Genomic DNA, 22,981 nt, shown 5'->3' with positions numbered 1-22,981 from the left:
GAAGATCGCATCGCCTTACTTCATCAGGCCCTTGCGGCGCATTTCCGCAAGGCTTTCCTCGTAGGAGCTCGCTTGCGGTCCCGAAGCCTTGGCCCAGGCCGCGAGGCGCGCGATCCCGCGTTCGAAATCGTAGGCCGGGGTGAAACCGAGCAGGCGCTCGATCTTCGCCATGTCGGCATAATTGTGGCGAATGTCGCCGAGGCGGAAATTGCCGCTCACCTCGATCGGGACATCGGCCTCGAGCAGGCGCGACAGCGTCTGCGCCACCGTCATCACGGTAACGGGATCGCCGGTACCGACATTGAACACCTCGTTCGCCGCCGCCGGGTGCTCGATTCCGAGCACCGTCGCCTCGACGACGTCGTCGACGAACACGAAGTCTCGGCTCTCCTCGCCGTCCTCGAAGATGTTGATCGGCTTGCCCTGCATCATCAGGTTCGAGAAGATCGACAGGATGCCGGTATAGGGGTTGGACAGCGACTGCCCGGGACCGAACACGTTCTGGTAGCGGAAGGCGACGCCTTCCACCCCGATCGAGGGACACACGGTCATCACCAGCTGTTCCTGCACCTGCTTGGTGATACCGTAGACCGAGCTTGGGTGGATCTTGGATTCCTCGTCGGTCGAGACAAGCTCGAGCGGGCCGTCGATTCCCGGATGCTTCACCTCGAAATCGCCCGCCTTCATGTCGGCTTCGGCGCGGTGTTCGGGATAGACAAAGGTGCCGTCGGGCGCGCGGTAGCGGCCTTCGCCGTAGATCGAACGCGAGGAGGCGACGACCACGCGCTTCACCGCATGCTCGCCATTGGCGAGGATATCGAGCAGCAACGCGGTGCCGCCGATATTGACCGCATTGTAGCGCTCGATCTCGTACATCGACTGGCCGGTGCCGGTCTCGGCGGCGAGGTGGACGACCGCGTCCTGTCCGGTCAGCGCGCGTTGCAGCAAGTCGCGGTCGGTTACCGAGCCACGAACAAAATTCGTCTTGGCCGCGACAGCGCGGTAGCCTTCGGATTCTTCGGGGCGGTCGCCGTGGACCTGCGGCAGCAGGTTGTCGAGCACGGTGACTTCGTGTCCGCACTCGACCAATCGAAGCGCGAGCCGCGAGCCGATGAAGCCCGCCCCGCCGGTGATCAGTACCTTCATGCGGGCGCCCCTTCGATCAGCGAGACGCTCTGCTTGATGTTGCCGGGCGAGGACGCGCCGAACACCACCGACTGGACGTTCAGCCGGTTGATGTACTCATAGGCTTCCGGTGCCGGCACCGCGCCCGAGGCTAGCGTCGACATCGCCATGATCGGATATTTCTCGCCGTCGTTCTCGGCCAGCACCGCCTCGTATTCCTCGACGCCGGGCGACTGGAGGTAACCGATCTTGTTGATCGAGGCGCAGATCACGACGTCCTCGATACCCCATTCGATCAGCTTCCGGCGCAAGAACGGCAGGTTCTGCGTGATCAGGCCCGGATAGGCGCCGTATTTCTTCCGGATATGCTCGCAATAGGCGACGAATGGCTCGGCTACATCGTAGCCCAGCATCAGGTCGACGATGATGTTCTGCAGGAAGACCACGCGGACGTCGAGATCGTGGTAGATCTCCATCTCCTGGTCAACGAGCATCTTCATCAGCTTGACCGCGTCGAGCGTGGCGACCGCCATGCCGCCCTTGAGCATCTTGCCGAACGCCGACTTGGCCCCTTGCGCGAAGAGAATTTCCTGCACCGCGCCGACCATGCCCTTGTCGTTGACCATGCTGGCATATTTATGGGGGTAGGGGATCGACGGGTACCAGCGCAGGTGACCGTATTTCTCGGGCTCGGCGCGGAACCGGTCGCAGATGCCCTTCGCGCGGTCGTTGCTGTTGAGCATGATGCCCTCGATCCCGGCCTCGATCGCGTGGTCGTAGACCGCCATCACGTTGTCGAGTTTGGCGAAGCGCTCGGCGCGTTCCTGCGCCTTGTCCTGGCTCATGTGGTTGATGCCGAAGAACTGGTTGTCGCCGAAGACGATCCGGTCGATGGTCATGCCGCGTCTCCCGCTGCGCGCGCCGCATCGTCGGCGAACAATTGCTCCATCACGCGCAGATCGGCGGTCGCATCGGCGAAGGTGCAGCGCACGGGCTTGCCCTCCCTGATCGAGGCGACGAAATCGAACAGCTGCGCGGTGTATTCGATCCCGCGGACGTAGAACGGCACGCTCGAGAACACGTCGGTGATGTAGAGCTGGTTCCAGCCCTGCTTGAAGCCGTGCGCTTCGTTCGCTTCGGCGAGGAAGATCTTCATCCCGTGCTGGTCGACCTGGATCTTGCCCTTCTTGCCGAAGACCTCGAACTTGTTGGTCGGCTTGCGGAAGCTGGCATCGGACCAGTTGACGTAGATCGAGCCGGTCAGCCCGTGGTCGTAGAACAGGTTCGAGGCGACGATATCCTCGACCTGCTTCGAATAGACTTTCGACAGCGTGGTGCCGCCGACGCTGTCCGGCGCGCCGAAGAAATAGGCGATCAGGTCGATCGCGTGGCTCGCCATCTCGTAGACCGCGCCGCCGCCATTGGCATGCGTCGCGCGCCAGCCGGCCTCGCCCACGTCGCGCACGATCGTGCCGCTGAACATCTCGCTGCGGAAGCGCAGCGGTTCGCCGATCAGGCCCTCGTCGACGAACGCCTTCGCCTTGGTGAACATGTCGTTCCAGCGATTGACGTAACCGACCTGGTTGACGAGGCCCGCCGCGTCGAACCCGGCGGCGAAACGTTCGCCATCGGAGGATTTGAGCATGAACGGCTTCTCGACGAAGGCATGCAGCCGCCGTTCGAGCACCGCGTCGAGGATCTCGGGGTTGTGGGCGGGCGGGGTGCAGACGAGCACCGCATCGAGCTCCTCACCCTTAAGCAGGCCCTTGTAATCCTTGTAGGTGCCGACGCCGGTATACTTGCCCATCATGGTGGTGACGAGTTTCGACGGATCGGCGACGCCGGTCACCTCGGCGTGGTCGTGCGCATTGGCGATCGAGAAATGGGTGATCCCCATGCGCCCGGCACCGATAATGCCGAGCTTCAGATCAGTGGTCATGAAACGTATCCGGTCGTCTGTTCGAGCGCCGGTCAGCCCCGGCGGGGAATGGCGCGCCTTCTAGTCGCTCGAATGGTCAAGTCAAACCGTTGAAGGGCAAGTCGCCCGCGGTTCGTTGCACCTCGCAGCAGGCTCATTCGAGCCCGCGAATATCGCCCGCCGCGATCGCCTCTTCCAGCCAGGCATAGGTCTGCGCGATACCTTCGCGCAACCCGTATGACGGTCGCCAGCCAAGGGCGTGCAGGCGGCTGCTGTCCATCAGCTTCTTCGGCGTGCCGTCGGGCTTCGAGCGGTCGTGGACGATTGCGCCCTCGAAGCCGACCACCTCGTTCACAAGCTTCACCAGCTCGAGGATCGAGATGTCTTCACCGAAGCCCACATTGATGTGACCATCGTCCGAGTAGTCGCGCATCAGGAACACGCAGGCGTCGGCGAGGTCGTCGACATGCAGGAATTCGCGCAGCGCCGAGCCGGTGCCCCAGATTTCCATCGTCTCGTCCCCGGCCAGCTTTGCCTCGTGCGCCTTGCGGATCAGCGCGGGCAGGACGTGGCTCGATTGCAGCGAGAAATTGTCGCCCGGGCCGTAGAGATTGGTCGGCATGGCGGAGATGAAATCGCGCCCGTGCTGCGCGCGATAGGCCTGCGCCAGCTTGAGCCCCGCGATCTTGGCGATGGCATAGCCTTCGTGGATCGGGTCGAGCGGGGCGGTCAGCAGCGCGTCTTCGGAGATCGGCTGGTCGGCATGCTTGGGGTAGATGCATGACGAGCCGAGGAAGAGCAGCTTTTCCACGTCAGCGCGGTGCGCCGCCTCCATCACGTTGGCCTCGATCAGGAGGTTGTCGTGGAGGAAATCGACCGGGGCCTGTCCATGCGCGCCGATGCCGCCGACCTTTGCCGCCGCGAGGAACACCGCATCGGGTCGCTCGGCGGCGAACCAGTCGCGCACCGCAGCCTGGTCGGTCAGGTCGAGCGTTTCGCGACCGGCGGTCAGGATTACGCAGTCTTCGCGCGCGAGTCGCCGAACGATGGCCGATCCGACGAGCCCGCGATGCCCGGCGACGAAAATTCGCTTGCCGGTCAGGTCGTAAGGCTCACCCAGCGCCATGCGCGGCTCAGCCCCGATTGGGGTTCGGGTCCGGGTGTTTTTTGATCCCGACCCGTGCCAGCATCAGGTGCCAGAAGAACTTGGCGATCTGCGGATAGCGCTTGAGCAGCTCGGGCCGGTCGATCGTGCGGATCAGCCAGGCCATGTAGATCTTCCACCAGAACCAGTGGATCTCCTTGCGGTTGCCCGCATACCAGTCGAACACCCCGCCGACTGCGGCGACGATGCTCGCATCGAGCCGGTCGCGGTGGAGATAGCCCCATTTTTCCTGCTTGGGCGCGGTCATGCCGAGGAACACGACGTCGGGCTTGAACGCGTTGACCGCCGCGATCATCGCGTCGTTGTCTTCGTCGGTGAATTCGGGCTTGAAGGGCGGCGAATAACTGCCGACTTCGATATCGGGATAGTCACGGTGGGTGCGTTCTTCCATCTTCTTCAGCGTCGCGGGCGAAGCGCCGAGGAAGAACACGCGGCCCTTCTTCGCCTGCAGCCGCTCCATGAAGTGATAGAAGATGTCCGGCCCCTGATTGGGCTTCATCGTCTTGCCGTCGAGCACCACGCTGGCGAGGCCGAAATAGACCCCGTCGAGGCATAGGTAATCGGCCTGCTGCATCGCGTCGCGATAGGTCTCGTCGCGGGTGGCGTTGCCGTAGCTGATCGGGCTGATCGTCTGGATCGTCGAGCACGGGCGGCGCAGCGGGATCAGCGCCAGGTCTTCGTTGTAGACCGCATAGCCCATCGCCTCGACGCACTGGTCGGGGCTCGCGCGGTCGGGTTTCGCGCCCGATGTGGTCGCGGGCTCGACATCAGCCATGGCGATAGGAATCGCTGTTGAAGATCGGATCGTCGTGGCGCGCAAAGAACAGGTCGATCTGCCACAGCGCCCCGTCGGTCGGACGGTTGAGGATGTCGACCAGGTGGCTGACGCGGAACCCGCGCTCTTCCATAAAGGCGATCATCTCGTGGAACAGCAGCGTGTCGGGCGAGTGGCGGAAATTGTAGGCTTCCATCACGATGTACTTGGTCTGCGCGAGCGTCTTTTCCGCGCTTTCGAGGATCGGTTTCTCGAAACCGTGCGTGTCGAACTTCATGAAGAACGGGCCCTCGAGCCCTTTCATTTCCACCACGGCATCGACCGAATGCACCGGCACGGTACGCATTTCGCCTTCGCTGCCGTGGATCGTGCTGCCGTCGAGATCGGGGGTGACCGCCAGCTCGACCGTGCCGCCATCGTCCTTGCCGGCGACCGCCTGGACGTAATCGAAGCGCGGGTTCGAGGCCTTGAGCCGATCGAGATAGGGCCGCCGCTCGTCGAGCGGGTCGACGCCGACGATCCGCGCGTTCGGGAAGAGCTTCAGCGCCATCCGGCTCCAGTCGCCTTTCGCCGCGCCGAGGTCGATCACCGAATTGATGCCGTGGTCCCAGCCCGCGACCTGTCGCAGCACCGACTCCATGTCGACGCCCTTGCGATACAATTGCACACCGGTCGGCGCGATCAGGCTGTTGGCCAGCCCGAGCAGTTTCTTCTTCGCACTCATCGCTCGATCCTAGCCCAGCCTTCTCGAGAATTGCGGGATTATTTCTGGTTGTCGCGCTTCTTCGCTTCGGTCGCGATCCAGGCATAGGTCTTTTCCATGCCTTCGCGCAGGGTCTGAGACGGCGCCCAGCCGAGCTTTTCCTTGATCAGGTTGTTGTCCGAATTGCGTCCGCGCACGCCGAGCGGACCCGGGATATTGTGCACCGAGACGTCCTTGTCGGCGATGTCGATCACCATTTCGGCGAGGCCGTTGATCGTGATCATCTCGTCCGAGCCGATATTGACCGGACCCGCGAAATCGGAGCGCAGGAGCTTGGTCGTGCCCTCGATGCATTCGTCGATATAGAGGAAGGAGCGGGTCTGCTTGCCGTCGCCCCAGACCTCGATCGAGCCGCCGTCGTGCGCTTCGGCGACCTTGCGGCACATTGCGGCCGGGGCCTTTTCCTTGCCGCCCTGCCAGGTGCCGAGCGGGCCGAAGATGTTGTGATAGCGCGCGACCCGGCATTCCATCCCGTAATTGCGGTTGTAGGCGAGGTAGAGTCGTTCGGAGAACAGCTTTTCCCAGCCGTATTCGCTGTCGGGATTGGCGGGATAGGCCGAATCCTCGACGCAGTTCGGATTGTCGGGATCGAGCTGGTTGTGTTCGGGGTACATGCAGGCCGACGAGGAATAGAACACCCGCTTGATGTTCCGCTTGTGGCAGGCGTCGAGCACGTTGAGGTTGATCGTCGCCGAATTGTGCATGATGTCGGCGTCGTTTTCGCCGGTGAAGATGTAGCCGGCACCGCCCATGTCGGCGGCGAGCTGGTAGACCTCGTCGAAACGTTGGTCGACCACTTCGCGCACGAAGCGCTGGTCGCGCAGGTCGCCGATGGCGAAATCGTCGGCCTCGGTTTCGGCGTGTTCGTGGAACTTGAGGTCGACCCCGCGCACCCAGAAGCCTTCGCTCTTCAGGCGCTTGACGAGATGGCCGCCGATGAATCCCCCGGCACCGCAAACAAGGGCGGTCTTCTGCATGGCTAATGTCCTCATTCTCTTGCTCGCATAGACCCCACGCGACGGCGTCATCCAATCGCTCGTGAAGTTCAGGGCCTTGCGGGAAATACGGTTAAAAAAACTCTCGCAAGCCGCTTAGCAATGTCGAACCGATAATCAACCTGCGAGGCGGTATCGGGCTAAAGCTTGAGGTCTTCCATTTCGATCCCCTCGCGCACGACCCGCGCGGGATTGCCGGCCATGATCGTGTTCGACGGCACGTCCTTCGTGATCACCGCGCCCGAACCGATCACGCACTGGTCGCCGATCCGCACCCCGCCCATGATCACCGCGCCGATCCCGATCACGCACCATTCGCCGATATGGGTGTGCACCTTCTCGCCGTCGTAGCGGCCCAGGCTCTTCTTGGGGACCAGCTTGTGGCTGAGGATCGTCACACGCGAGGTCAGGATGGTGTGCGCGCCGACATGGATGCCCTGCGGGAAATAGCGATCGAGATTGAGCCCGCGCTCGATTTCGCAGGTCGGGTGGATGTCGTATCCGGCGAGCTTGTAGCGGTACCAGCGCAGTCGCTGGACCGCCTTGGCGATGCTCTGCCGCAGGCCTTTGGTTTCTTCGCTCACGCTCACGCTCCCTGCGGTTCGACCAGTTGGCGCAACCAGTTGTCGATCGAGAACTGGCTGGTGTCGAGGATCGATTCGATCGGCCGCGCGAGGAATTCCGGGACACCCGAGAAATCGTGCCCGTCGACCACGTGGAACCGGTCCTCGCGGTAGAAGGGTTCGTCGAGGATCCGGCGGTTCTCGGTCACGATCTTGCGTTCGGCGCACATGTTTTCGATCACCCGCATCGTATAGCCCGACTGCCGGTGATTGGCGAAATCGAAGGTCCCGCGCGAACGCTCGAGCAGGTCGATGACACTGTCGAATCCGATCCCCTTGCCCGTCAGTCCCGGAATCGGCTTGCGCTTGCGCAGCAAGGTCGCGCGCATCACCGGGCTGCAGACCAGGTGGAAATGGGTGGCGAGACCGTGCTGTTCGGCGAAGGCGTGGAGCCGCGCGAGCGCGTCGAAGCGATGCAGCGTACCGATCGCCCCGACGAAATAGAGATCGAAATCCTTGGGCCGATCGCGGTCGATCTCGAAGAAGGTCGGGATCGCGAACAGCGGCAGGTAGGCGATCCCCAGCGCCTCGGCGTCCTCCGGGTCGAAGGTCGCGGCGTGATCGAAGAAAGGGAGCCACGGGGTGAAATCGTGGGTGGTCAGCGAATCCCAATTGTAGAGCACGAAGCGCGCGGAGGGGTGCAGTTCGCGCAGGCGCTGGACGGTTTCGGGCGCCATGTGGTGGACCTGGATGAACAGGACGACGTCGTAATCCTTGCCCGCGCTCTGCTCGACGATGCGGCGGTGATAGGCGTCGAGCTGCTTGCGATAGATCCCGCCGGCGAGTTTCTTCGCCGTCTTGGCGGCGAAGCTGCGATCCTCGAGCGGGTGGAAATCCACCGTATGGCCCAGTCGCTCGCCCGCCGCACGGATCTCGCGCGGATAGGAATGGAAATCGATGCCGATGAACAGGATGCGAGCCATGCGGGGATCAGGCGGCCTGCATCTTGCGCGAACGCGGTGCGTCACGCCGTTCGCCGAAGGAGGCGCTCCGCCTTGGGTTGAGCAGCAGCCCGCTGAAGACCAGCATGAGGAAGAAAGGTGAGAGAAACAGTGCCTCGGCCGAGAGCGACAGGAAGATCAGCGCGGCGAACAGCCATCGAGGTCGGAACAGCCTTTGCCTGTAGGCGCCCCAGAAGAAGATCAGACTGATCGGGATGCCGACGCTGTACAGCAGGGTGACGATGCCGTTCGAATTGGCGCGATCGGTAATGTTGTCGACCGAAAGCTCGGCTTCGCGATACCCGACCCGATTGGCGACGTCGAAATACCTATCGTAATCGAACCCGATCCCGGTCAGCGGTTTTTCCATCACCACGCTCAAGCCGGTCCGCAGGTCGAATTCGCGTGCCTCGGCCGAGCCGCTGAACTCGCCGTAGAACTTTTCCCCGACATTGTAGGTCGTGTAGGCGGCCAGCGGCAGCAGCAGGACCGGGCCGATCAGGAACAGGCCGAACTGCTGGGCACCGCGGCTTTCCTTCAGCCAGCGCAGATAGACCACCCCATACTGGAGGATCAGGATCACCGCGCCGGTGGTCGACTGGGTCGCGATGACGGCCAGCGTTGCGAGCCCGATATCGAAGGCCGAGAAACGCCGCAGGAACAGGCAGATGAACAGGAAGATATTGAGGTAGATCTGGAACACGCCGGGCTCGAAGAAGAAGCCGTCGGGTCGTTTGAAGAAGGTCGCATTGGCGACGAATTCATGGAAGGTGAAGACGTAAAGAAAGGTCTCGTAAATCGCGTCCTGGACCCGGAACGAGACGAAGAACTGCGGGATGGCGAGGTAGACGATCGGGGTCAGGACGGCCTGGTAGGCCATCAGCTTCAGCAGCGGATAAAGGTCCGCCGAGAGGGTGCCGGGCTTGCGATCGACATAAAGCAGGAGCAGCGCCGCGCCGGCGAGGAAGTTCGCCAGTCGCGTCGCGAGAGCGACCAGCTGGAAGGATTCGCCGCCGATCAGTGCCACCGCCACGGTCGCGGCGAGAAGCATCCAGATGCCGACCCATTCGACCTTGAGGATCTGCAACGGGTTGCGCAGCGCGAAACAGATCAGCACCACGATGGCGAGCAGCGGCAGCCGCGGGATCGAAAGGAGCCCGCCGGAGATGAGAATCCCGGCGAACAGCGCGATCTGACGCAGCCGCTGGCGCACCAGCGCATTGCGCAGCAGGCCCCTTCTTGCCGTGTCGATCCTCGTGTCCATTTCAGGCAAACTCCCCGTCCGGACCGGTGCGATACCAGCCCTCGCGGCGCTCGCAATAGCGTTTGACGATCCGCGCCGGCGCGCCGGCCGCAATGCAGCGGTCGGGAATGTCGCTGGTGACGACGCTGTTGGCCGCGATTACGCAATGACTTCCGATCGAGGCCCCCGAAATGCAGACATTCTCGCCGATCCAGGAGCCGTCGCCGATCCGGACTTCGGCCAGTTGGGTCAGGCCCTGGTCGCGGATCGGGATCGAGGGATCTTCGAATGTGTGGCGATTGTCGGACACGAACAGGCGGTCGGCGGTCAGCACGCCAGCTCCGAATTCGACCCGCCTGGTGACCACGATATGCGCATGGTTGCCGATCATCGTCCGCGCCCCGACCTTGAGCAGCGGGGCGTGGTCGAACTCTTTCAGCACGGCGAGATAGGCACCGTACTGGAGCACCGAATCGTCGGCGAATTCGCAATAACGCGCGCCGTAGATCCGTAGCGGCCGCACGATCCGCACGCGCTTGCCCATCTGCCCGAAGAACGGCGCGAGCAGGCGATAGAACAGGATCGAAAGGTAATCGCGAATGCGGAAGTGGAGCATGGCCGGCCCGTGTCTGGATGCGCACCGCGCCTACACCGTGGCCGCGAGGGCGGCAAGGAGCCTGCGCCTAACTCCTTACCAGCGGGCGGAATTCGCGATGCCGCGCCGACAGATTCCACCACCCGTAACCGATCACCAGCGCCATCAGGAGGTAGACCCCGTCGCGCAGCAGGATGACATGGTCGAGCCCCAGCGTGTAACCGGTTGCGAGCGCGATCCCGAAGCCGAGCGCCGTGGCGAGTGTCCCGAGGCCATAGGCCACGACGTACCAAGTGTAGTCGATCACCACGTTGAACACGATCGCGAACGGTCCTGAAAGCGCGAACACGATCAACCCCGGGGCCAACAAGTAGACCCAGCGCAGGTCGGGGATGTAGCTGGGCAGGAACCACGCGAGGATCGGCTCGGCCAGCAGCGCGAGGCCGATGATCGTGGCGAACCCGTAGCCGAGATTGAACAGCAGCAGATTGCGCATCTCGCGGCGGACTTCGGGGATGTTTCCGGCCTTGCGGGCGCGCACTATCCCCGGGAGGAAGACCTGCTCGAGCAGGTTGGGGGTCATCTGGAACAGGGTCAGGAACAGGAAGGCGAGATAGAGCCGGCCGAGCTGTTCGAGGCCGAGCTCGCCGCCGACATACCAGCGCTCCATCTGGTTGATCAGCTGTACCGATAGCCCGGTCAGGAAAAGGATGAAGCCGGCCCGGAAGACGAGGCGGGCCAGCCGTCGGTTGTATTTGAGCTTTGTCGGCCACAGCACCGCGCGCGCCGCCAGCGCGGCGGCGACGAAGAGGACCGGCTGGATCACGATCGAGATGATCGCCATCAGCGGCGGATCGATGCCGAGGAATGGCAGCACGGAGAGCGAAGCGGCGATCGAAATCGCGTTGACGATGTTGATCGCCTTGAGCCGGCCCGCGGCCACCATCTCGTTGATCATCCACGCGCGCAGCAGCGTGCAGATGCCGCCGATTGCCGTCAGCAGCGCGGCGGCGCGGAACAGCGCTGTATCGACCTGCGTGAGCGCGACCAGAGCGGCCAGCGCGATGGCCAGCGCGATGGCCGCGAACAGCGCCCAGGCGAGATTGACGATCCGCTGGCGATAGGCGGGGCCGGCATGGCACAACAGGCGATAGCCGCCATTGAGCAGGCCGAAATGGAGCATGCCGGTGAACAGGATCACCGATTGCACCAGCGCGATCAGGCCGAGCGCCTCGTAGTCGAGCGCGGTCATGAACACCACGCCGCGCAGCAGCACGAACAGGTTCACCGCCAGACCGATGGCTACGAAGGCGGTGCGTGTGTTCATCATGTCCGGGTAGGGCGGTCGACCGGCGGTGCCGTCAGGCTTCGAGGATCGCGTCGATATACTCGCCGGGGAGGTCGGGCCGGACCTTGCGCGCCTCTTCCGCCGCCTGCCGTCGCGCCGATTTGAGCGGTTCCTGCATCGGTTCGTAGGGCGTCGCGGTGTTGAATGTCACGAACACCGCGGTGCGCCCGTTCCTGCAGCGACTGCCGTAATGGTAGCACGCCGAAGGATCGACCAAGACGCCTTCGCCGGCCTTGCCGAAGAAGCGCTGGAAGTCGCTGCCACCGATCTCGCCGGCAATGTCGTCGTCCGACAACCGGCGGATGATCGGGCGCCTGGCCACGGACTTGCTGCGCTGGCGATCGATATAGACGAAGGGCCCGTCCGCGTCGTCCTCCACGTCGTTGACGTACATCACGAGGTGGAGCGACTTGATGTCGCCGTAATCCTTGTGCCACATCTGGCTCGCGCGCAACTTGCCCTCGGTGGGGAAGGAATGCAGCACCTGGATGCTGTCGAACAGGAAGTGCCCGTCGAAATAGGCGTCGGCTGCCCCAAGGACCTCCTCGGAGAAGGCCAGGCGGAAAACAGGATCGTCGGCGGTAAAATCTTCCGCACGCATGACGTTTTCGAACGGGTGGCCTGCGGTGCGCGGCACGACCTGTGCGGCGCGGGGCATATATTTCTCGCGGATTTCGTCTAGCAGGGCCGGCGCGATCGGCGTCGCGGGCGCGATCCCATCGTTCTCGATCCGCGCGAGCTTATCTCGATCGAAGCGAGTCTCGGCCCGCGGCGGCCTGGCGGGGCGCGCAAGGGTGTTCTTCAACTTGCCGAGCATGCGCACAGGCACCAGCCGCCAACGCAGGAAACCGTAGGTATCTTTCAGGATCGCGGTCGCCATAATCCACTCTTTCCGTGGCCCGATATCGGGTCCGCGTGAGCGCTTACAACCTTTCGGCCTTGACGACAAAGACCTTCGCCATCAGCGCTCCGTCGGATTTGCGCGAGAGCGAGGCCGTGGTCGCCAGCCTGCCGCCCTCGATCCGATGCGAATGGAGCCGGTAGACGATCGTGTCGGTGATGTCGCAATTGGCGTAGTACATGATGTCGCGCGCCAGCGTGCTCCAGCGCAGCTCCCAGCGGGTGTCGCCGCTGGCGGCGTGGGCATTGAAGTGCTGTGCTTCGCAGGTGTCGGCGATGATCGGATAGGCCGCGAAATAGAGCAGGCCGACGCCGTTGAGGTCGTGATAAGGGTTGAGCTCGTATTCGAACTCGGTCTCGATCGCATCGGTCAGCTGGAGCGTCATGCCCCCCAATCCGAGCGTATCCTGCGTGCCTTTCTTGATCCGGCGATATTCCTCGACGAACTGGGGCGGCTGGGCGAGATCGGTGATCGAATTCTCGGCGACCTGCGGCTGGCTCTTGACGAGGTTGGTGTTCCCTTCGCCGCCGCGACGCGAGAAGCTGGTGATCATCTGCGAGACGATGCGCTTGTCCTGCGCGGCGAGCGACTCTAGTTCGAAACGGCTGATATACATCCCACCGCCAAACCGGGAGATTTCGCCCGACAGGCGGACATCCTCGGCTTCCTCGAAGCTCGATAGCGGCTGCGTGGCGTCATGGCGCACCCGGGCGAAGGTCGCGTAGAGGCGATTGCCCATCTCGTCGGCCAGCGCCGCGGATCGCTGGCCGAGGCCGGCGCACAGCAGTTCCCAGTGCGACGCCCCGATTTCCTTGAACAGCCAGCTTTCCGACAGGCTTTCGATCGCCATTTGCGGCATGTTCAACTCGAACCGACGGACATAGCCGTCTTCGGTGTCCTGGTTGATGCCGTATAGGGTGGGGCCGTCTCCGTCGCGGCTTTCGCAATAGGAAACGATCTGCGCGAGCGACGTGAATTCAGTCCATTGCGTATCCGAGATCTCTTCGCCGAGTTCCCGTTCGAGGCCGACGCGCAGGTTCATCAGGTCGAAGCTGTCGACACCCAGTTCCTCGAACGGGCGTGACAGGTCCTGGCCGACGAGATCCGGCTGGGCTTGCTCGATCAATTTGCGAAAACGGCTCAAGAATGGCCTCCCTTTTTCGGTGGGGCAGGCAGGTGCGCCACCCAGTCCTCGGACACGTCATTCGAGACCCGTCGCGCCGGATTGCCGAGGTAGACGCCCGGTTCGGTGATCGACTTGTTGACCAGCGAATCCGGCCCGACCACCACGTTGTCGCAGATCGTCAGGGGGCCGATCAATGTTGCGCCGGAAGACAGCACGACATTGTCGCCGAATTCGAACACTCTGCGTTCGGCATGCTTGCGCAGATATTCGGGATCGCCAGGGCGGCCAGTCACCAGCTTGACCCCGGCCATGATGACCACGCGGCCTGGCGAATAAACCCCGTTGCCGCCGATCAGCACGCCCGTGGGGTGCGCGATCGAGAGCGCGAACACGTCTACCGAGCTCGAATCCACGTCGATCGCATAGGACGAGTAGAGCGAACGGTCGATCAGCGCCGAAACGCCCCAGCCGACCAGCGGCACGCGATAGGCGAAGAAGCGGGACAAATTGATCCGGAACCGGACGTTGCGCTCGATATACCAGAGATCCCCGAGGAGGGTGCGCAGGCGACGGAACATGCTCATGTGCTCGGTCCTTTCGCTAGTCCCGCCCCGTCCATGATGGCATGCTTCACCCGGGCGATGTTCCGCTCCGAATAGAGCTCGGGATAGGGGAACGGGTTGCCGCGGTAGGAGGCTTCGGTCATCGCCGCGACGAAATGCTCGGCGGTGGCCGGATCGACGCGCGGCAGTTTGGCCACCGGCGTGCGCATCGCCTCGCGCAGTTCCTTCCAGCTCGCCACGCGCTTGATGCCGGGCAGGTCGTCGTAGAAGATCTCGCCCATCACGCACACGCTCTTGCCGAGGTTCGCGGCCTCCCATCCGACCGTGCTGGTCATCGTGACGACGCGTTCGCAGCGCTTGAGCACGGCGCGCCCCGGCACTTCGGCGGGCAGGTAGCGCAGCGCCGAATAATTGTCGCGCAGGGTGCGGAACTTGGGCCGCAGCAGCGCGCCTTTGTCTACCGGGTGTTCCTTCACCACCAGCACCTGGTGCGGGCCGAGGCACTTGAGTATGTTCTCGATCGAGGCGGCCTGGTTGGCCATGAATTCGCTCATGTAATTGAGCGTTGCCTCGGGCTCCTGGTGGAGCGGGTAGAAGACGATTTCCTTGTCCTCACCGATTTCCTCGAGCCGATCGTAGGGTCGCATGAAGCTCGCGAAGAAGGTCTGGATCCGCTTCGAATATTCCTCGAGGTAGGATTCATAGCGGAACGCGCCCGTGCGGCTGCGGCGGTCGCGCCACCACCACTGGATGGTCTTGAGGACGCCCGCCGCGAGTGGCCGGAGATCGCGCCGCCCGGCGAGGTTCTTGACGTAGAACGGCTTGTAGTCCTGCTGCCGCAATTCCTCGAAATAGGCGGCTGCTTCTGCCTTCGCCTCGGCACCGGGTTCGGGCAGGTCGAAGGTGCGGCCCGAGATCGTCATCGGGTCGGGCAGCCAGTAGAAGAAATCCTCGACCACGCAGTTCATGCCCGCGAGATAGGGGATGTCCCGCGCACGGCTTTCGATCAGCAGGACCTCGGAAATCTCGATCGCGACGAGCTCGTTGAGCACCGCGACGGGCTCGAAGCGATCGAGCAGGCCGCGCCAGAAGGCGATTTCCTTGCCGAGGATCTCGATCCGCTTGTCGTGGTCGTAACGCCCGAGAAAGCGCTCGGCCATGAACGAGGTGTAGAGATAGTGCTCGGGCACCTCGGCAGGCGTGATCGCATCGTAATCGGCTTCGAAGCACGCCGCGACCTCGGCCCCCGTCGCGCGCACCTGCGCTGCTTCCTCGCGCGTCAGCGTCACGTAGACCGCCTCGTAGGCGTCGTCACGCAGTTCGGGGAAGAAATCGGCCTGGTAGCCGCGCGCGAACATCAGGATGCGCGGTTTGGTCGATGCTGCGTCAGGCATAGAACTGTCCGGTCCGGCCGAGAATGGTCATGGCGGGGTCGATATCGGCGAGCGCCACGGGCGCGCCGCCATCGAGGTGCGACTGGACGAAGGCGAAGAGCACTTCCTGCCCGCGGACGATGTCGCGCTTGAGCGCGGTATTGGCGGCGCGTGCCGCCGCGTCACCCTCGAGACAGGCCGTGAGCTGGAGCATCGGCGCCAGCGCACCCTGTGCAGCGTTTCCGGCGTCGAACTCGACCTGCTGGGTTGCGGGATAGGGGTTGGCGTCGTCGGCGGCGGCGAAGGCCAGCGAATGCCCGTCATTCATCACCGCAAAGCGCGCGCGCTCGCAGGACAGGTGGAAATCGATCCCGTGCGCGCGGCTGATATGACCGGCGAAACCGTCCTCGAACCACACGCTGGCAGCAAGGATGGCGGGATCGTTGACGATGGTGTCGCCGTCGCGCTCGACCTCGCCCAAGCGGGCCTGCACCGACTGCACTTCGCGACCGGCGGCGGCGAGCAGGATCAGGTCCACCGAGTGCGGATGGGCCCAGAAGAGCGCCCCCGGACCCATGTCGACCCGCGCCTCCAGCAGTTGGCCGTAATCGCCCGAGGACGCCCGCGTGACCGCGTCGCGATAGATCGCAAAATGGCGTCGCACCGCCCCCAGCGTCACGAACACGTCGTCGCGGGCGAAAATCTCTTCGAGCCGACGCAGTTCGGCCACCGAATTGCAGATCGGCTTTTCGATATGGAAGGCGCGCACGCCTGCCTCGAAGCAATCGGAGATGATGTCCGCGCGCCCGATCGTGCGGGTGGCGATCCCGGCGAGCGCCGGGGCACCGTCGGCCAGCAGGGCCCTGTGATCGGGATAGGTGCGCGCCACGCCATAACGTTCGGCCGCGCGGGCGAGGCCTTCCTCGTTGGGATCGCACAAAGCGACGAGGTCGAGCCCGTCGGCGGCCTCGATCGCCTCGGCATGGGCGAGCGGGAACCAGCATTCGGGCGCGAATTTCCGCACGCCTTCACTGGTGAAGGCGCCCATGCGCCCGCATCCGATCACCGCCGCGTCCATCGCTCAGTTCCAGTCCAGCAGGTAGGTGACGGCGTCGTCCTTGCGCGCGTCGAGATCGGCATAGGCCCGCGCGATGTCCTCGCCGCGATAGCGCCCGGAAAGGATCGGGGCGGGATCGAGCCGCCCGTCCTCGATCAGGCGCGCGAGATAGGCGATGTTGGCGCGCTCGTTGAAACGGTTGAAGCCGCGGCTGTCGTCGTGCTCGGGCGACCAGCCGACCGCTTCGATGCTGAGCTGCTTCATGTAGAAATACTGGCTGTCGAACGGGTTGGTCTCGGGCGCCGGCTCGCCGCGACCGGGAAAGCCGAGGCAGGCCACGGTGCCGTTCTGCCCCGCCGCGTGCAGCGCGATGTCGATGTCGCCCCAGCCATTGGTGGTGGTGATCACGACATCGGCGGCGAGCGTGTCGAGGGATGCATCGTCGCGCGCGAAAACCTGCTTTGCACCATAGCCGCGCGCAAGTTTCGCCGGGGCGGCCTGTCCCGACAATGCGTAGACCTCGGCCCCCGCGAGTTGCGCCATCGCCACCGAGGCGAGGCCGAGCGCGCCGAGACCGATGACGAACACCTTCGAGCCCGCGCGCACATCGCTGCGCAGCACCGCGTTGTACCCCAGATGGAAGAGGTAGGCCGCGACCACCCGGTCCGCATCGGCGCCCTCGGGCAGGCGGTAGAGGATGTCGGCCTCGGCCAGCAGATGGTGGCTGCGATGCGAGGCGAAGCTCAGCACCCGGTCGCCTTCGACCACGCTTTCGACGTCTTCGCCGCAAGCGGTCACTCGCGCGACATTGCAATAGCCCTGCAGCCGCGGATAGACGACGCCCGGACGCAGCGGCGGCAGGCCGCGCCATGCGGCGAGCTCGGTACCCGGCGAGATCGCGCTGACCACCGTTTCGCACAGCACTTTGCCCGGACCCGGCGCGGCGAGCCTCTCCTCGCGCAGCGCGAGCTCGCCCGGTCCGTCGAGCCAGACGACCTTGGCGTTCGCCCCGCTCACAGCGGGAAGCCCTTGCCGACGGTGATGTAGCCGTGCCCCTCGTCGCGATCGAGCGGCGCATGCGAGCGGAAGCCGAGTTGCTCCTCGATCGTTTCGATATCGCCTTCCGCTTCGGGTGGCGGGTCGCGGCGCACGAAGCGGTTGGGCTTGGTCTCTTGCCAGATTGCCGGGTTGCGATGCTGGTCGAGGATAAAGCGCAGCCCGTTCGGCTCGACCCCGAGCCATTCCTCGAACATCGCGTCGAAGCGGACCGGCTGGTCCTCGTAATGCCGCACCAGCGCCAGTGCGTCATCGCGGGTCAGCCGCCCGTGGCGGATTTCGCGGCAGGCATGGTCGGTGACCTTCGAATAACCGTGCTTCACCATCTTCAGGTGATCGTGCAGGTCCATGTAATTGTAGCAGTCGACATGGTCGTAGGTGTCGAAGGTGCGCGCGAAATCAGCCCCCTGGTAGCCATAGGTCTCGACCATCTGCTCGTGCTGCGCCTTCGGGTCCCAGCGCACGTAATTGCCGAGATAGATTCCGCGCACGCCGACCGCATCGAGATCGGCATCGTCGGGATAGCGATACTGCCAGACGTCCTCTTCGCGCAGAGTGTCGAAGATCGAGAGGATGTCGTCCGCCTCGTGCCCCATCAGGTCGTGGTCGCGGCGGTAGCGGCGGGTCATCTCGACCTCGTGCTCGTGGCTGAACATGCCGACCTGTTCGAGGCCCTGGTGCGCGCCCCAGATGATCAGCGGGACCTGGTATCGCACCGCGGTCTGCACCGGGAACACGGTTTGTCCGGCGAGGCACGGCCAGTACATCGAGCCGAACATCCTGAGCGTAGTGCGGGTTATGTTCTTGACCGAGACCGGGTTCACGTTCTGGACCAGGATGTCGCAATCGAGCTTGATCCGCAGATTGGCGAGGTTGCGGATGCCCAGCGGGGTGTTGAAATACTTGTTGTAGGTGACCAGCAGCGGGTTGAGCCCGAGCCGTTCCTTCACCGTGTGAACGATGAAGTGGCTGTCGCCCGCGCCGCTGACAGGCACGATGCAGTCGTAATTCGTGCCCGTCTTGCTGCGATAGGGGGCGACGATCTCTTTCAGCTGCTCGAACCGCGCATCGAAATCGAGCCGGTCCTTTTCCTCGTGGATCCGGCAGCCCGAGCAGATGCCCTCATCGTCGATGACGAGGCCGAGCGCGTGGCTGGTGGTGTAAAGGCAGCGCTTGCACGCGCGATGCTCGCGGTGCGGGCCGTGATTGGTGGAGGGCGGCGCGGTCATGCGTAGATCGTCCGGTGATAGGTGGCGGGGCGCACCGGCACGCCGACCAGCGCTTCCTTGTAGGCCTGCACAGCGTGTTCGCGATAGGACAGGAAATTGCCAATCGCGACCGCGTCGACCTGTTCGCGCTTGAGCAGGTCGGTCACGCAAGCGGCTTCGGAAATGCCGCCGAACGCAATCAGCGGGACATGGTCGGCGAGCCCGGCATCGAGCACGCGCGGATCGAAGGCGCCCGGATTACCCTCGTTGGCATGGTCGATGATCAGCGCTTCGGATACGACGCCGTCGTCGAGCATCGAACGCACCGCGTCCGACAGGGGCTCGTCCTTGCCGGTGCGATAATCGCGCCACTGCGCGCCGTCATCGGTGGCGGTCATCGGCAGTGCGGCGATCACCGCCTGCGCGCCCAGCTGGTAGCCGACCTTGGCGACCTCTTGCGCGTCGTCGCGCAGCATCGCGTCCAATGCGATCCGGTCGGCGCCCATGTTCACCGCGACTCGCGCATCGTCGGCGGTGCGCACGCCGCCGGCGTAGATCAGCGGGGTGGCGATCCCGAGCTTGGCGACGCGGTCGAGCAGCGCGAAATCGGGACCGACGTCGCCCCGGTCCGGACGCGAGCGATCGATGCATTGCAGCATGATCTCGTCGGCGCCCCAGCGATCGAGGTTCTGGACCAGCACTTCGGGACGGCCCAAGGGGAGGTAGCGCTTATAGCCGAACGACTGGACGGCCCAGCCATCCTTCACCGTCACCACGCCGATCAGACGTTTCTTGATCATTTGCAGAGCCCCTCGACTAAGGCACTCAGCAGCGCGCGACCCGCCGCCTGGCTCTTTTCCGGGTGGAACTGCATGCCGACGAGGTTGCCGCGCCGCACGCCGACCGGGAAGCTGCCCTCGGTCCGCGCTGCATAGACGCGGTATTCGTCCGGCGCGTCGAAGATGAAGCTGTGGTTGAAATACATCGCCATCCCGTCGCATTCGGCGAACAGCGGGTCGTCGCCGAGCTGCTCGATAGCGTTCCAGCCGATATGCCAGCCGCCGCCCGGGAACGGCACGACCTCGCCCGGGATCAGCCCGAGCCCGGCGGTCAGCCCGTGTTCGTGCGATTGCTCCGCGAGCAGCTGCATGCCGAGGCACAGGCCGACGAATGGCTTGCCCTTGTGCGCCTCACCCTGGAGGTATTCGACCAGGTCGTGCTCGTGCAGCTTTTCCATCGCGGTCGGGAAGGCGCCGACGCCGGGCAGGAACAGGATATCTGTCTCGTCGAGCTTCTTGGGATCGTCCGATACGCGGCAGCGATAGTCGAGCTTGTGCAGCGCGCGCCACACGCTCGCCTGGTTGCCCACGCCGTAATCGACGATGCCCACGGTCTTGCGACGGCTCATGCTGCGATGCCTCCGGCGCCCTTTGTGGCGCTTTCGATATGAGGGCGCAGGATGTCTCGCCACACTTTCAGGCCTTCGCCGTTCGGGTGGATCCCGTCCCAGCTCAGCGTCTCGCGCAAGCCGTCCGGGCCGGCCATGCGGGCGTTCAGATCGATATAGGTTGCTTCGTGTGCCCGCGCGATCCGTTCGAATTCGGGCAGCCAACCGCGCATTCGGGCGCGCCGTTCAGCTGTGCAGACCTCGCCCTTGCCGCAGACCAGCGGCGACTGGAGGTAAAGCGTCGCACCGTCGCGGCCGAGGATTTCGAGGGCCCGATCGAGATCGCGGTAGATCTCTTCGTCGGTGGCGTCGGCAAACAGGTCGTTCACGCCGACCATCAGGAAAATGGACTTGGCCTTGGTTTCGAGCACGATCGGAGCGCGCGCGGCGATATCGGCCACCGTATCGCCACCCAGCCCGCGATTGAGGATGTCGGCCGCGGGAAACATCTCCGACCACTGGCCCATCGCCGTGATCGAATCTCCCAGCATCACGATGTCCCCGGTGGCACCCCATTGTTGCTGCACGCGCGCGAGCTCGAGCATGTCGGCATCGGCGAATTCCGCATTCGGACGCGCTTCGGGGGCGTCTTCGCTCCACAGCCCGTGCCACGCCGCCGCGAGCGCCGGGCGTGCGAATACCCCGACGGCGAACGCCACGAACAGCGCCACGAAAACGAGCGGCGAGGGGTGAGAGGTGCGGCTCACAGCCCCACCCCGACTTCGAACTTGCGGGTGATGCGCCCGTCGTCGTGGATCGTGAACAGGTCCCGATTCACGCTCGCATGGACCTGGTCCCAGAACTGGTCCTTGCCGATCCCGATATAGTCGCAGAAGCTGGAAATATATTCGTCCGACCCGGCATCGTCGTATTTCTCGACCAGCTCGATTCCGCGCTCCCGGGTCATGTTGCCGTGGCGGATTTCCTCGTTGCAGTAATCGGTCACCCGGCCGAAACCGAACTTGTAGTACTTGATCATCTGGTTGAACGTCACCCAGTCCTCGTCGAGCGAGGTGACGCCGCGCAAATCGCCGGTGTTTTCGACCGGGTCGGTCCGGATCTCGAGCCCGTTGGCGGTCGAATACATGCCGTTATTGGTCAGCGACCAGTCGCCGAGGAACCAGCCGAGATAGACGACCTGCAGCGCGTGCTCGTCGAATTCCTCGGGGGTCGGATACTGGTAGGGAATCAGTTGCTTGAGATCGATTCCGGTTTCCAGCATCCAGTCCATAGCCGCGCCCGACAGCGTGTTCATGTAGCGCAGATTGTTGCCGTCGTAGCCGGTCTTGCCGAGCGTCTTGAGGTCGCCCAGCTGGAGACCCGGGTTCTCGCCCCACAGGATCAGCGGGATGTTGTAGCGGATCGCAAGCTGCGGGACCGAGCTGAACAGTGCGAGCTCGGTAGCGCGCGCCCAGTTGGTGAACTTGTCGAACGCCGCGCGCATCAGCTTCTGCCACACGCCCGGTGCGGGCGAAGACAGCACGAGGTCGAAGCCCAGCTCGATCAGCGCGGAGACATTGCGCGTGCCGCGCTCGGTCACCTGTTCGGGCGGATAGGACAGGCAGACCAGCAACGGGTTGAGCCCGAGCTTGTCGCGCACCCACAGTGCCTGGCGGGTCGAATCCTTGCCCCCGGACACGCCGATGATGCAGTCCCAGTGCTGGCCCGGACGGCGTGGATATTGCGCCAACAGGTCCTTCAGGATTTCGTAGCGTTCCTGCCAGTCGACATTCGCCAGCCGCGCCCAGTAATCGCAGGCAGGGCAGATCCCCTCCGGCGTGAACACGGTGTTGGGCCGCGTATCGGGTTGCAGGCAGTTTGGGCAGTACTTCATGGGGTCTGCCCTTTGGCGAAAGCAGGGTCAAAATTCTAGGGTAAAGGCGATTTATTGTTCGCTTCGGTCAGAGCCTGCGAATGCCTTCATGCGGAAGGACGCAGGGCGGGGCCCAAGGCGGCAGGCTGGAGATCGCGTCTCGTCCGGCCTCGAGCGCGATGACGAGCGCGACCGAATGGAGCCCGGCGACCCAGCGCGCGCCCGCCAGCGCGGCGGCCATGTCGGACGATCGATCGAGTGTGGCATTCGCGTGTTGCGCCAGCCAATCGTCGTACTTGCCCGCCGGATCGGAAGGGTGCGGGCGCAGGCGTAGCGGCACATGTTCGCCGATCCCGGCGGCGGCGCGATTGGCCATGAAATGGTCGAGGGCCTGGAATTCGCCCGGACGGTCGCGAACCCAGTCGCTGCGTGCGGGCTCGGCGACGAACAGCACGTCGCCATCGTCGGGCACCGGCCCGGCCGCAGCTGCTTGCTGCGCGAGGTAGAGATTGTCGTGCTGCGTGACCGGGATGTCGGAGAAGACCTCCTCGGCGATCGCGCGGGCATAGGCGTCGCCGACCCAGATCTGGTCGGGCAGCCGCGTTGCCCCACCCCGTTCGAAGCGGGGGCGATAATTCACCCAGTGATCGATCACCGCGACCGACCGGATCCCTCGCTCGGCCGCGTTCCGCCGCGCATCATGCTCGATGTCGCTGGCCCAGCCGGTGCCCGAGAGCAGCGTGGCAGCGCCATCGAGCAGCGCGTCTCCCTCGACCAATGCTTCAGTGCCGAAGCGCTCGCTCCAGATCGCCCGGGCCGGCCCTTCGGCGTGCACGCGTTCCGGCGGGCTCACCGCGGCTTCGACCCACGCCGCGATCATATTCGCCGCGCCGGCATCGTGGATCGCCACAGCGAGCGGTCGGGGCAGGGCGTCGATCGGGCCCAT

At 64.2% G+C, this 22,981-nt stretch carries 24 protein-coding genes; all 24 read right to left on the bottom strand.

The window, feature by feature from the left end:
* Positions 1-15: 15 nt before the first annotated feature.
* Positions 16-1,146 (bottom strand): NAD-dependent epimerase/dehydratase family protein, encoded by a 1,131-nt coding sequence (locus IEW49_RS11940; RefSeq protein ID WP_188642867.1) that lies wholly within the window; start codon positions 1,144-1,146, stop codon positions 16-18.
* Positions 1,143-2,024, bottom strand: a complete 882-nt coding sequence (locus IEW49_RS11935) for a hypothetical protein (RefSeq protein ID WP_188642866.1) — start codon at positions 2,022-2,024, stop codon at positions 1,143-1,145. The genes IEW49_RS11940 and IEW49_RS11935 overlap by 4 nt, the downstream gene beginning before the upstream one ends.
* A complete protein-coding gene (locus IEW49_RS11930; protein ID WP_188642865.1) occupies positions 2,021-3,064 on the bottom strand; it encodes a Gfo/Idh/MocA family protein in 1,044 nt (347 codons plus the stop codon). Before IEW49_RS11930 ends, IEW49_RS11935 begins: the two co-directional genes overlap by 4 nt.
* Positions 3,065-3,197: 133 nt before the next feature.
* Complete coding sequence (locus IEW49_RS11925; RefSeq protein WP_188642864.1) at positions 3,198-4,169, bottom strand: GDP-L-fucose synthase family protein; 972 nt, start codon at positions 4,167-4,169, stop codon at positions 3,198-3,200.
* 7 nt (positions 4,170-4,176) lie between these two features.
* Positions 4,177-4,983: a WecB/TagA/CpsF family glycosyltransferase gene (locus tag IEW49_RS11920; RefSeq protein ID WP_188642863.1), complete on the bottom strand. Its 807-nt coding sequence runs from the start codon at positions 4,981-4,983 to the stop codon at positions 4,177-4,179.
* A complete protein-coding gene (locus tag IEW49_RS11915; protein WP_188642862.1) occupies positions 4,976-5,707 on the bottom strand; it encodes an FkbM family methyltransferase in 732 nt (243 codons plus the stop codon). Before IEW49_RS11915 ends, IEW49_RS11920 begins: the two co-directional genes overlap by 8 nt.
* Positions 5,708-5,745: 38 nt before the next feature.
* Positions 5,746-6,723: an NAD-dependent epimerase/dehydratase family protein gene (locus IEW49_RS11910; RefSeq protein ID WP_188642861.1), complete on the bottom strand. Its 978-nt coding sequence runs from the start codon at positions 6,721-6,723 to the stop codon at positions 5,746-5,748.
* A gap of 158 nt (positions 6,724-6,881) precedes the next feature.
* Positions 6,882-7,325, bottom strand: a complete 444-nt coding sequence (locus IEW49_RS11905; RefSeq protein WP_188642860.1) for an acyltransferase — start codon at positions 7,323-7,325, stop codon at positions 6,882-6,884.
* 2 nt (positions 7,326-7,327) lie between these two features.
* Positions 7,328-8,287, bottom strand: a complete 960-nt coding sequence (locus IEW49_RS11900) for a WaaS/CpsH family glycosyltransferase (protein ID WP_188642859.1) — start codon at positions 8,285-8,287, stop codon at positions 7,328-7,330.
* Positions 8,288-8,294: 7 nt separating this feature from the next.
* Entirely contained in the window at positions 8,295-9,569 is a 1,275-nt protein-coding gene (locus IEW49_RS11895) for an O-antigen ligase family protein (protein ID WP_188642858.1), read from the bottom strand.
* 1 nt (position 9,570) lies between these two features.
* The gene (locus tag IEW49_RS11890; RefSeq protein ID WP_188642857.1) at positions 9,571-10,164 is read right to left on the bottom strand and encodes an acyltransferase; all 594 of its coding nucleotides are present in this window, start codon (positions 10,162-10,164) and stop codon (positions 9,571-9,573) included.
* A gap of 67 nt (positions 10,165-10,231) precedes the next feature.
* Positions 10,232-11,473, bottom strand: coding sequence for a lipopolysaccharide biosynthesis protein (locus IEW49_RS11885; protein WP_188642856.1), 1,242 nt, complete (start codon positions 11,471-11,473; stop codon positions 10,232-10,234).
* 31 nt (positions 11,474-11,504) lie between these two features.
* The gene (locus tag IEW49_RS11880) at positions 11,505-12,371 is read right to left on the bottom strand and encodes a hypothetical protein (protein WP_188642855.1); all 867 of its coding nucleotides are present in this window, start codon (positions 12,369-12,371) and stop codon (positions 11,505-11,507) included.
* Positions 12,372-12,414: 43 nt separating this feature from the next.
* Entirely contained in the window at positions 12,415-13,536 is a 1,122-nt protein-coding gene (locus tag IEW49_RS11875) for a Pnap_2097 family protein (protein WP_188642854.1), read from the bottom strand.
* Positions 13,533-14,102, bottom strand: coding sequence for an LbetaH domain-containing protein (locus IEW49_RS11870; RefSeq protein ID WP_188642853.1), 570 nt, complete (start codon positions 14,100-14,102; stop codon positions 13,533-13,535). Before IEW49_RS11870 ends, IEW49_RS11875 begins: the two co-directional genes overlap by 4 nt.
* Positions 14,099-15,475 carry a capsular polysaccharide export protein, LipB/KpsS family gene (locus tag IEW49_RS11865; RefSeq protein WP_188642852.1) on the bottom strand — a complete coding sequence of 459 codons (1,377 nt, stop codon included), beginning with the start codon at positions 15,473-15,475 and terminating at the stop codon, positions 14,099-14,101. The genes IEW49_RS11870 and IEW49_RS11865 overlap by 4 nt, the downstream gene beginning before the upstream one ends.
* Positions 15,468-16,532, bottom strand: a complete 1,065-nt coding sequence (locus IEW49_RS11860) for a Gfo/Idh/MocA family protein (protein WP_188642851.1) — start codon at positions 16,530-16,532, stop codon at positions 15,468-15,470. Before IEW49_RS11860 ends, IEW49_RS11865 begins: the two co-directional genes overlap by 8 nt.
* Before the next feature lie 3 nt (positions 16,533-16,535).
* Positions 16,536-17,528, bottom strand: a complete 993-nt coding sequence (locus IEW49_RS11855; RefSeq protein WP_188642850.1) for a zinc-dependent alcohol dehydrogenase — start codon at positions 17,526-17,528, stop codon at positions 16,536-16,538.
* Positions 17,525-18,796, bottom strand: a complete 1,272-nt coding sequence (locus IEW49_RS11850; RefSeq protein ID WP_188642849.1) for an N-acetyl sugar amidotransferase — start codon at positions 18,794-18,796, stop codon at positions 17,525-17,527. The genes IEW49_RS11855 and IEW49_RS11850 overlap by 4 nt, the downstream gene beginning before the upstream one ends.
* On the bottom strand, positions 18,793-19,575 hold the full coding sequence (locus tag IEW49_RS11845) for a HisA/HisF-related TIM barrel protein (RefSeq protein ID WP_188642848.1): 783 nt from the start codon (positions 19,573-19,575) through the stop codon (positions 18,793-18,795). The genes IEW49_RS11850 and IEW49_RS11845 overlap by 4 nt, the downstream gene beginning before the upstream one ends.
* Complete coding sequence (gene hisH / locus IEW49_RS11840) at positions 19,572-20,183, bottom strand: imidazole glycerol phosphate synthase subunit HisH (protein ID WP_188642847.1); 612 nt, start codon at positions 20,181-20,183, stop codon at positions 19,572-19,574. The genes IEW49_RS11845 and hisH overlap by 4 nt, the downstream gene beginning before the upstream one ends.
* Positions 20,180-20,929 carry a GDSL-type esterase/lipase family protein gene (locus IEW49_RS11835; RefSeq protein ID WP_188642846.1) on the bottom strand — a complete coding sequence of 250 codons (750 nt, stop codon included), beginning with the start codon at positions 20,927-20,929 and terminating at the stop codon, positions 20,180-20,182. The genes hisH and IEW49_RS11835 overlap by 4 nt, the downstream gene beginning before the upstream one ends.
* Positions 20,926-22,056, bottom strand: a complete 1,131-nt coding sequence (locus IEW49_RS11830) for an N-acetyl sugar amidotransferase (protein ID WP_188642845.1) — start codon at positions 22,054-22,056, stop codon at positions 20,926-20,928. The genes IEW49_RS11835 and IEW49_RS11830 overlap by 4 nt, the downstream gene beginning before the upstream one ends.
* A 67-nt stretch (positions 22,057-22,123) precedes the next feature.
* Positions 22,124-22,981: a hypothetical protein gene (locus IEW49_RS11825; protein WP_188642844.1), complete on the bottom strand. Its 858-nt coding sequence runs from the start codon at positions 22,979-22,981 to the stop codon at positions 22,124-22,126.

Origin of the sequence: Pseudoblastomonas marina (assembly GCF_014641655.1) — a bacterium.
GTDB lineage: Bacteria > Pseudomonadota > Alphaproteobacteria > Sphingomonadales > Sphingomonadaceae > Alteriqipengyuania_A > Alteriqipengyuania_A marina.
The sequence above is the reverse complement of the archived record's forward strand: the minus strand, read 5'-3'. Positions and strand labels throughout refer to the sequence as shown.

Coding starts and splice junctions, on each gene's coding strand:
- IEW49_RS11915 (WP_188642862.1), bottom strand. CDS start 5,707: ATGAGTGCGAAGAAGAAACTGCTCGGGCTGGCCAACAGCCTGATCGCG.
- IEW49_RS11825 (WP_188642844.1), bottom strand. CDS start 22,981: ATGGGCCCGATCGACGCCCTGCCCCGACCGCTCGCTGTGGCGATCCAC.
- IEW49_RS11870 (WP_188642853.1), bottom strand. CDS start 14,102: ATGAGCATGTTCCGTCGCCTGCGCACCCTCCTCGGGGATCTCTGGTAT.
- IEW49_RS11880 (WP_188642855.1), bottom strand. CDS start 12,371: ATGGCGACCGCGATCCTGAAAGATACCTACGGTTTCCTGCGTTGGCGG.
- IEW49_RS11865 (WP_188642852.1), bottom strand. CDS start 15,475: ATGCCTGACGCAGCATCGACCAAACCGCGCATCCTGATGTTCGCGCGC.
- IEW49_RS11850 (WP_188642849.1), bottom strand. CDS start 18,796: ATGACCGCGCCGCCCTCCACCAATCACGGCCCGCACCGCGAGCATCGC.
- IEW49_RS11845 (WP_188642848.1), bottom strand. CDS start 19,575: ATGATCAAGAAACGTCTGATCGGCGTGGTGACGGTGAAGGATGGCTGG.
- hisH (WP_188642847.1), bottom strand. CDS start 20,183: ATGAGCCGTCGCAAGACCGTGGGCATCGTCGATTACGGCGTGGGCAAC.
- IEW49_RS11830 (WP_188642845.1), bottom strand. CDS start 22,056: ATGAAGTACTGCCCAAACTGCCTGCAACCCGATACGCGGCCCAACACC.
- IEW49_RS11900 (WP_188642859.1), bottom strand. CDS start 8,287: ATGGCTCGCATCCTGTTCATCGGCATCGATTTCCATTCCTATCCGCGC.
- IEW49_RS11860 (WP_188642851.1), bottom strand. CDS start 16,532: ATGGACGCGGCGGTGATCGGATGCGGGCGCATGGGCGCCTTCACCAGT.
- IEW49_RS11895 (WP_188642858.1), bottom strand. CDS start 9,569: ATGGACACGAGGATCGACACGGCAAGAAGGGGCCTGCTGCGCAATGCG.
- IEW49_RS11930 (WP_188642865.1), bottom strand. CDS start 3,064: ATGACCACTGATCTGAAGCTCGGCATTATCGGTGCCGGGCGCATGGGG.
- IEW49_RS11890 (WP_188642857.1), bottom strand. CDS start 10,164: ATGCTCCACTTCCGCATTCGCGATTACCTTTCGATCCTGTTCTATCGC.
- IEW49_RS11885 (WP_188642856.1), bottom strand. CDS start 11,473: ATGATGAACACACGCACCGCCTTCGTAGCCATCGGTCTGGCGGTGAAC.
- IEW49_RS11920 (WP_188642863.1), bottom strand. CDS start 4,983: ATGGCTGATGTCGAGCCCGCGACCACATCGGGCGCGAAACCCGACCGC.
- IEW49_RS11940 (WP_188642867.1), bottom strand. CDS start 1,146: ATGAAGGTACTGATCACCGGCGGGGCGGGCTTCATCGGCTCGCGGCTC.
- IEW49_RS11935 (WP_188642866.1), bottom strand. CDS start 2,024: ATGACCATCGACCGGATCGTCTTCGGCGACAACCAGTTCTTCGGCATC.
- IEW49_RS11925 (WP_188642864.1), bottom strand. CDS start 4,169: ATGGCGCTGGGTGAGCCTTACGACCTGACCGGCAAGCGAATTTTCGTC.
- IEW49_RS11910 (WP_188642861.1), bottom strand. CDS start 6,723: ATGCAGAAGACCGCCCTTGTTTGCGGTGCCGGGGGATTCATCGGCGGC.